This is a genomic window from Streptococcus sp. GMD6S, assembly GCF_000297015.1.
Genome location: NZ_AJRH01000018.1, coordinates 25081 through 33107 on the forward strand (window position 1 = coordinate 25081; position 8027 = coordinate 33107).

8 protein-coding genes are annotated in these 8027 nt (G+C 37.5%); 1 reads left to right on the forward strand and 7 read right to left on the reverse strand.

The genetic code is table 11. From position 1 onward, the window contains the following. Positions 1–23 precede the first annotated feature (23 nt). A complete protein-coding gene (locus tag GMD6S_RS04600) occupies positions 24–2621 on the forward strand; it encodes a TrlF family AAA-like ATPase (RefSeq protein WP_000439558.1) in 2598 nt (865 codons plus the stop codon). A gap of 257 nt (positions 2622–2878) precedes the next feature. Here GMD6S_RS04600 and GMD6S_RS04605 read toward each other — a convergent pair whose 3' ends face one another. The 7 genes from GMD6S_RS04605 to GMD6S_RS04635 all read right to left on the reverse strand — a co-directional run bounded on the left by GMD6S_RS04605 (position 2879) and on the right by GMD6S_RS04635 (position 7886). Further along, complete coding sequence (locus GMD6S_RS04605) at positions 2879–3340, reverse strand: ECF transporter S component (RefSeq protein ID WP_000814993.1); 462 nt, start codon at positions 3338–3340, stop codon at positions 2879–2881. Continuing rightward, entirely contained in the window at positions 3318–4091 is a 774-nt protein-coding gene (locus GMD6S_RS04610; protein WP_000794753.1) for a bifunctional hydroxymethylpyrimidine kinase/phosphomethylpyrimidine kinase, read from the reverse strand. The genes GMD6S_RS04605 and GMD6S_RS04610 overlap by 23 nt, the downstream gene beginning before the upstream one ends. Continuing rightward, entirely contained in the window at positions 4081–4830 is a 750-nt protein-coding gene (truA, locus tag GMD6S_RS04615; protein WP_000199172.1) for a tRNA pseudouridine(38-40) synthase TruA, read from the reverse strand. The genes GMD6S_RS04610 and truA overlap by 11 nt, the downstream gene beginning before the upstream one ends. A 99-nt stretch (positions 4831–4929) precedes the next feature. After that, positions 4930–6081 carry an MFS transporter gene (locus GMD6S_RS04620; protein ID WP_000816260.1) on the reverse strand — a complete coding sequence of 384 codons (1152 nt, stop codon included), beginning with the start codon at positions 6079–6081 and terminating at the stop codon, positions 4930–4932. A 112-nt stretch (positions 6082–6193) separates the two neighbouring features. After that, positions 6194–6817, reverse strand: a complete 624-nt coding sequence (locus GMD6S_RS04625; RefSeq protein WP_000775203.1) for a Pr6Pr family membrane protein — start codon at positions 6815–6817, stop codon at positions 6194–6196. 2 nt (positions 6818–6819) lie between these two features. Beyond that, positions 6820–7158 carry a zinc ribbon domain-containing protein YjdM gene (locus tag GMD6S_RS04630; protein WP_001061600.1) on the reverse strand — a complete coding sequence of 113 codons (339 nt, stop codon included), beginning with the start codon at positions 7156–7158 and terminating at the stop codon, positions 6820–6822. Between the two features lie 209 nt (positions 7159–7367). Continuing rightward, positions 7368–7886: a Dps family protein gene (locus GMD6S_RS04635; RefSeq protein WP_000229890.1), complete on the reverse strand. Its 519-nt coding sequence runs from the start codon at positions 7884–7886 to the stop codon at positions 7368–7370. Positions 7887–8027: the final 141 nt, after the last annotated feature.

The following is an 8027-nucleotide window of genomic DNA, read 5'->3' on the forward strand; positions in this document are numbered from 1 at the left end:
CATTCAAAGGTCAGGTAAATATTATGGAAAGACATTATGCAAGATATTATAAATGCGCATTGCAAGTAAACCCATATTCTTATTCAAAGTTTAGAGGAAAAACTATTATTGATGAAGAAGAGTATAACAAAAAGATACTTGAGGAGTGTTTAAAAAATGGAATAAAAGTAGTTGGCCTTGCAGACCATGGTAGTATCGACTCTTCTACAAGCCTTCGAACCTATCTGTCTGAAAATGGTATTTTAACTTTACCAGGGTTTGAAATTTCTTCGGCTGAAAAAATTCATATGGTTTGTTTATTCTCACCTGAATTCGATAATTCAAGACTAAATAGGATTTTAGGTCAACTAGGCTTGCCTACAGATATTAAAAATGGAACTGAATCTAGCAATCTTTCATGTTTAGAAATTGCTAAAAAAGTTCAAGATAATGATGGTTTCTGGTATGCAGCCCATATTACAGGTGACAATGGCATACTTAAAATTGGGAAAATGAATCATATATGGAAAAATGAACTTCTTTCTGTTGCACAAATTCCGAATAGCGTAGAAAATATTGACCCAAATTATAAAAATATAATTCAAAATACGGATACAAATTATAAACGAAATAAACCTATTGCATATATCAACTCATCAGATATAGAATCGCCTGAAGATTTGTCTAAGCCTGTGGCTAGTGTACTTGTTAAAATGTCAGAATTATCTTTTCAAGCATTTAAAATGGCATTTAAAGATTCGGAATCTAGGATAAAATTAAACAGTACTGAAAAAAAGTGCTATAAGAGCACTATTGACGAAATTTCTATATCTGGGGGATACCTAGATGGCTTAGCTGTTGCATTTTCTGATGAAGTTTCTACTATAATAGGAGGTAGAGGAACTGGTAAATCTACATTAATAAATCTAATTATTTATTGTTTAGATAAATATCATTACACAAAAGAATTTGAAAAATACATAGACTCCTTTGCTGAGTCGAATCTTGGAACTGGTGGCGAAGTTAAGTTAACGATTACTTCATACTCGCAAAATGGACAGCAATTTAATATTAGCAGGAGATATAAACAAAATATTACTATTAGAAATGAAAACGGAGAAATATCTGATTTATCTATTGATGAAATATTGCCTAATTTAGAAGTGTATGCTCAAAACGAATTAATTGAAGTTATAAAATCCAAAAAAAGAATTACCGAATCGGTCAAAAGATTAATTTGTATAGATTCAAAGATACTTAACAAAAGAAAAAAAGCATATGAATCTCTTAATGAAAATACACGGGAGCTTCTAAGAGTTTCAAATAATCTAGAAAAATTAGAAAAAGATACTAGTGATTTACCTGCGAAACAATCACAATTAAGACACTATAATTCTATAACAGGGTTAGAGGAAAAGATTGCTCCTATAACTAAAATTACCGCTATAGACTCTAAAATATCTATACTATCTGATGCTATCTGTGATCATGAAATTACAGATAATGAGATTGTAATAGAATCAATAATTGATGAATGGGACAGAAAAGAAAATGATGATTTAACAAATCTCATTAACTCTATAGATGAATATAATCGAGAAAGTCAAATAATATTCAAACAACAAGAAAAGATATTTTCATCTCTAAAAGAAAAGGTTTCAAAAACAAAAGAGTCGTGGGGGAAATATAAGCAAAATGAAGAAATAAAATTCAAAAAAATATTCAAAGACATTCCAGAAGTACAAGATAAAAATAGTAAAGAAGTGCTCGAAGAATATCGTGGCCTGCTGAAAGAAATTAATGATTCAAAACCTACTCTATTGAAAATTGAAGCAACTAAAGAAGAGTTAGAGAAGTTAAAGAAAGCTAGAAAAGAACTTTTAGAGAATTGCAAAGAGGCTAATATAGAATATATTAATGCAGTATCTAAACGAATTAAAAAGCTGGATAAATCCAATCTAGGCAAATTAGTTAAAATAGAAATCGATTGCCTACAAAATAAAGAATCTTTGTTGGAGGAACTCAAAAAAATTGAAGGAATTGGCGATAAATCAATTCAATCTATTAGTGATTACAAAAATTTTGACATGATTACTTTTATCGAGAATATTCGAAAAGGGCCGGTTGAGTTGGCTAAAGAATATAACTTAACTAGTAACACTTCGCAGAAAATTTGTAGATTAACTAATGAACAATGTTGGAAATTAGAAGAGCTTATTCTAGGTGATATTACTAATATTTCTCTCAAAGTTGGAGATAAATTCAAATCTATGGATAATTTATCAAAAGGTCAGCAGTGTACAGCCCTCTTAAATATTCTATTAGTCGAAAATAGGGATCCTTTAATTATTGATCAACCTGAGGATAATCTTGATAATGCCTATATTGCAGATAGCTTAGTTGCCTCAATTAGGAATAATAAAACAAATCGTCAATATATTTTTGCTACTCATAATGCCAACATTCCTGTCTTTGGTGATGCAGAACTAATTATTGGACTTGTCGAAGAAGATGGACAAGGCAAAATTAATGGACATGCTATCGGATCGATTGATAACAAACAAGTTATGAATCAAGTTGTGAATATTCTTGAAGGTGGTGAAACTGCTTTTAAGATTCGGAAGGAAAAATACCAGTTTTAGTTAATAGACCTTATTTAGGTGATTGCTTTAAAAAGTGACTGATAACTAATAATAAAAACTCATAGGAAATTTATTATAAAACTTTTCCTATTTTAGTAAATTCCAAATAAGGCGCATCCTAAAAAAAGAAAATATATCAACATAAAAGGACAGTATATTATCAACTGTCCTTTTAAGATTTTGCTATAAGTTTTATAAGGTGAGTGGACTCAGATTATTTAGACTGCTGAGTATCAAGCTACCTATAGCTGACTTTTTTATTTTATCTTCTTGACACTCTGAAAGACTACAAATCCCACAACCATTCCCAAGGTATTTTGTAGGAAGTTTGGAAGGATTTCTGGCAAGGCTGCTGACCAGCCATTCATTAGAGTTGAGCCCAGAGCGTAGCCACTTACCATGACGATTGTAGCTAAAACTAAGCCTAGCCATTGCCATTTCCCTTTAAAACCTGCAAAAAATCCTTGCAAGCCATGGTTTACCAAGCTAAAGAACATCCACTGTGGAAAGCCTGATAAAAGGTCAAGCAGAAAAGCTGCTAGTCCTCCAACGGCGGCCCCTTCTTTACTGCCAAAGTAAAAGGCAGTAAAGAAAATACCTGCATCCAAGAGAGTCAATATTCCTGTTGCCGTTCCAATTTTCAAGTAATAACCTAGAACCACAGAAAGGGCGGTTAAGAGGGATACAAGGGCGATTTTAGTTGTTTTGGTTTGCTTCATATTGTCTTACTCCATATTGATCTGCTTGTGCAATAGCACGGTAAACGAAAGCTTTCGAGCTCTCTACTGCTGGTAAAAGTTCATCCCCTTTGACCAAGTGACTGGCGATGCTTGAGGCAAAGGTACATCCTGCACCAGCATTTTGGCCTTGAATGACTGGGTTTTCTAGAACAGTGAAAGTTTGTCCATCATAAAAGACATCCACTGCCTTGTCCTGACTGAGGCGATTGCCTCCCTTGATAATAACTGCTGGCGCTCCTAAATCATGCAATTTCTGAGCTGCAGCTTTCATGTCTTCCAAGGTTCTGATCTCTTGACCCGCTAACAATTCTGCTTCAGGAAGATTTGGCGTAATCACACTGACATGAGGGAAAAAACGAATCAACTCTTGGCAGAGCTCACTAACAGCCACGTCGTGCGTTTCCTTGCAGACCAAAACGGGGTCCAATACCACAGGCACTCCTGGACGTTGCTTGATAAAGTCCAAGGTCTTCTCAGCCACACTGACAGTAGGGAGAAGACCAATCTTAATCCCTGCAAACTCGACATCACGCAAGCTATCCAATTCATGTTGAAAAATGGCATCGTCAGTCGGAAAGACTTCAAAGCCCTTTTCGGTCAAGGCCGTCAAACAAGTCACTGCAACAAAGCCATGCAGACCATTTAAGGTATAGGTAGCCAAATCAGCTGATAAACCACCACCACTAAAAATATCATTCCCAGAAAGGGCTAAAATACGATTATTCTTCATAACGAATCTCCTTTAAATACAAGCCATTCGGTGCAGCCGTTGGACCTGCTAGCTGCCTGTCCTTCTTCTCCAAAATCAAGTCAATCTGCTCAACTGGCATGCGGTTGTTTCCGATTTTGAGCAGCGTTCCCACCATATTGCGAATCTGCTTATACAAGAAACCATTCCCTGAAAAGCTAAAGGTCAAAAACTGCCCTGTCTCATCAACTGTTAAACTAGCTTCTGTAATGGTCCGAACCTTGTCCTCTACACTAGTCCCAGATGCTGTAAAACCGGTAAAATCATGGGTTCCTTCTAATTTCTTGACAGCTATCTGCATTCGCTCCACATCGAGGGGATAGGGAAAGTGAGTAGCATAGTGACGACGCATCGGATTTTTGGGACGTCCTCTATCCACGATAAACTCATAGGTCTTGCTATGTTTTGCATAACGGCAATGAAAATCATCCGCCACAATCTCAATCGAAATCACATCGATATCTTCTGGTGACTGAGTATCCAGAGCAAAACGGAGTTTTTCCTCATCCATCTGATAGGGCAGATCAAAATGAATGACCTGTCCCAGAGCATGGACCCCACTATCCGTCCTACCAGCACCATGAACAGCGATGGCTTGCCCCTTATTGAGTCTCATTAAGGTTTTTTCGATTTCCTCTTGAACGCTCCGCGCATGAGGCTGGCGCTGAAAACCGGCAAAGGCAAAACCATCATAAGAAATAGTTGCTTTATATCTTGTCATAACTTCTATTTTATCAGGAAATAAAAGTGTAAACAAGTTTAAAAACCAATAATTGTCTGGGTACAAAATTCCCAGAAAGAAAAACTTAGGAAATTAATCCTAAGCTCTCTTTTGAAGTGCGTACATAACAAAGATAGAAGTGACAATCAACCAACATCCTAAAATGGTGAAGACCAACATACCATTTTGAGTCACCAAGCCAATCGCCCCAAGAATGAAAGGTGTCGTAAAGGCTCCAAAGCTGCATCCTAGCACTGCAAAAGATGTTGCCTGATTAAGGAGCTTGGCTGGGATTCTTTCAGAAAGAAGCTGAAAGACAGTGGTCAAGGCCACACTGTAAGAAAAACCTGCCACAACACTTCCAACTACCATCACACCCAATGACGGAGATAAGGCAATCACAATCTGCCCCAATCCAAAGGTGATACCTGACCAAAGGAGCAACCTTTCTTTAAACAGAGAGATAAAGAAAGAAAAACTCACACCTGCCAAGATACCAATCAACTGCATGATACTTAAAACCAAACTCGATAACTGGGCATCCCCTAGACCTCTTTCCACCATCAGACTAGGAATACGAATCGTGATAGCTGTATTGGTGCAGACAACAACTGCTGCTTCGACAGCCAATAGAAAAATTAGGCCTTTCATCTGTCCTGTCAAACGAGTCGTTTCGGTCTCTTTTTTCTTTGTTTCTTTCTTTTCTTTCCCATAAGGGACAAAGAGCAGATAAAGGATCAATACTAAAAATCCCGCACTGTAGGCCAAGAAGGTCACTGTCCATCCCAAGGATAAGAGTTGACCGACCACTAGAGTCAAAATCGATGCCCCGACAACTTCTGCTGATCCGCGAAGACCCAACATCTGGATCCGTGTCTTTCCATGATAGCGTTCACTGATGATGGAAATGGCCTTAGCATTGATCATCCCAACACCCAAGCCAAATAAAATCCGCATCGCAAAGACAAAGTTGTACTCCTGATACCAGAAGGGGGCTGTTCCTCCTATAGAGAGGATGAGAAGCCCTAGACTAATCTGAAGACGCTCAGGAAATAACCGCTCCAAAAACCCATTTAAAACCAGCATAATCATAATTCCAAAAGAAGGAAGACTGACCAGGAGCTCGATTTGTTCTTTGGGATAGCCTTGATAGTAGTCAAACATGGCTGGCAGAGCACTTGAGATGGAGAAGGAGGTAATCAAAACGAGGGAGAGGGCCAAAATACTAGCCCGTTCTAAATATTGTTTCATGAATTTTCTTTCTGTATATTTCTCACTGTTTATCCTTTTAAAAGGAAGATGGCAAGAAAAGAAGGAGCCCGATTGAACTAGAGACTCCGTCCTAACTTTCCTAATAGGAAGACTATTTTCGCTTGATTTGCTTGATCAGATAGAAGATGAAGCCTGCAACCATATACGCTGCAAAAATGATCAAACACCATTTGATAACCACGTCCCAACCCTTGTTCACATTTAAAAAGAAATATGGGAAGGGATTGTCCTTGGAATTCGGAATATTGAGTTTTAAGACCAGGCCGTTAAACAAGGCAAAAATCATATAAACCAAGGGCAAGATGGTCCATAAGACTGGATCCCAGATCTTGTATTCCCCACGTTTATCAAAGAAGAGGGTGTCTGCTAAAAACCAGAGTGGAACGATATAATGGCAAAGGAAATTTTCCACACGGTAAAAGTCTGTCGCAATCGGAGCAAGCATAAAATGGTAAATCACACAGGTAATCATGATACTCATGGTAACACCACCCTTGAGACGAAGCAAGGTCGGACTTTGCCAATTTTCACCTGAACGACTCATCACACGGAGCAGATAACCCGTGAAAATCGTTACCAAAAGATTGGACAACACTGTGTAGTAAAGGAGCATACCAAAACCACCGTGCTTGGTAATCTCTAGATAAACTCCTGTAAATGCCGCTAAAAACAAGAGCACACGACTATAAAAGATAAATTTATAATTCAGTTTCATGGCTAGATTTTCTTAACAAATTCTGACTTGAGTTTCATAGCTCCAAAACCATCAATCTTACAGTCGATGTTGTGGTCACCTTCTACGATACGGATATTTTTAACGCGAGTTCCTTGTTTCAAATCCTTTGGCGCACCTTTTACTTTCAAATCCTTGATAAGGGTTACAGTATCGCCGTCAGCCAATTTATTTCCATTGGCATCGATAGCAACAACACCTTCTTCTACTTCTGCAACTTCTGCAGGGTTCCACTCATAGGCACACTCTGGGCAGACCAAGAGACTTCCATCTTCGTAGACATATTCTGAATTACATTTTGGGCAATTTGGTAAGTTGTTCATAAGTCCTCCTTAAACTAACAATTATTCTTTAAAATTCATATGTTATTGAACAGCAACTATTATACCGTAAAATCCTACTTTTGACAATGTTTCCTAAGTCTAGCAGACAAAAAAATCATGCAACTGTTTACAGTTACATGACTTTTAAAAGATGATTGGTCATGAGCACTTATCAAGCACCTCATGATAAAAGGGGTAGCAACTATATTTTACAAACCAGGAGCTTGTCCAAGTTCTGCTGCAAGCATCCAAACTGTTTTCTCAAGTTCAGCCTTAGCACCAACAAAGATATCGTTTGTAACATCATCGCCTTCTTCATCAGTCACATCCAAAGCTTTTTGGAAAAGAGCGATAAGGTAGCGATAAATCGCTAGAACACGTTCCAAGCTTTCTTCAACGTTACGGAATTCTCCTTCTTCTTCTTCGATTTCACTGTGTTGAAGGAATTCTGTCAAAGTTGAGTAAGGTTTGCCACCAAGAGTGATCAAACGTTCACTGATTTCGTCAAGATAGCCATCAAGGCTGTCCATGTATTCATCCATTTTTGGATGCCATACGAGGAAACCACGACCACGCATATACCAGTGAACTTGGTGAAGGGCAATGTGAGCCACATACAAGTCTGCTACTGCTTGGTTCAATACTTCCTTTGTTTTTGCCAATGCTACTGGCGCTGTTTTAGATAATGTTGTTACGTCTTTTACTGCTTCTTTTTTCAATTCAACCATATTGATCACCTCATAATATTATTTTTGCAACCATATTTATTGATTACTATCTCAGTATACTACTCCTAGTAGACAAAAGCAAGAAAATTAACCCATATTAAAAAAGTTGTAATTGACTGATAATTTAAGAAAAATATACAG

Coding starts and splice junctions, on each gene's coding strand:
- GMD6S_RS04630 (WP_001061600.1), bottom strand. CDS start 7,158: ATGAACAACTTACCAAATTGCCCAAAATGTAATTCAGAATATGTCTAC.
- GMD6S_RS04600 (WP_000439558.1), top strand. CDS start 24: ATGGAAAGACATTATGCAAGATATTATAAATGCGCATTGCAAGTAAAC.
- truA (WP_000199172.1), bottom strand. CDS start 4,830: ATGACAAGATATAAAGCAACTATTTCTTATGATGGTTTTGCCTTTGCC.
- GMD6S_RS04620 (WP_000816260.1), bottom strand. CDS start 6,081: ATGAAACAATATTTAGAACGGGCTAGTATTTTGGCCCTCTCCCTCGTT.
- GMD6S_RS04625 (WP_000775203.1), bottom strand. CDS start 6,817: ATGAAACTGAATTATAAATTTATCTTTTATAGTCGTGTGCTCTTGTTT.
- GMD6S_RS04605 (WP_000814993.1), bottom strand. CDS start 3,340: ATGAAGCAAACCAAAACAACTAAAATCGCCCTTGTATCCCTCTTAACC.
- GMD6S_RS04610 (WP_000794753.1), bottom strand. CDS start 4,091: ATGAAGAATAATCGTATTTTAGCCCTTTCTGGGAATGATATTTTTAGT.
- GMD6S_RS04635 (WP_000229890.1), bottom strand. CDS start 7,886: ATGGTTGAATTGAAAAAAGAAGCAGTAAAAGACGTAACAACATTATCT.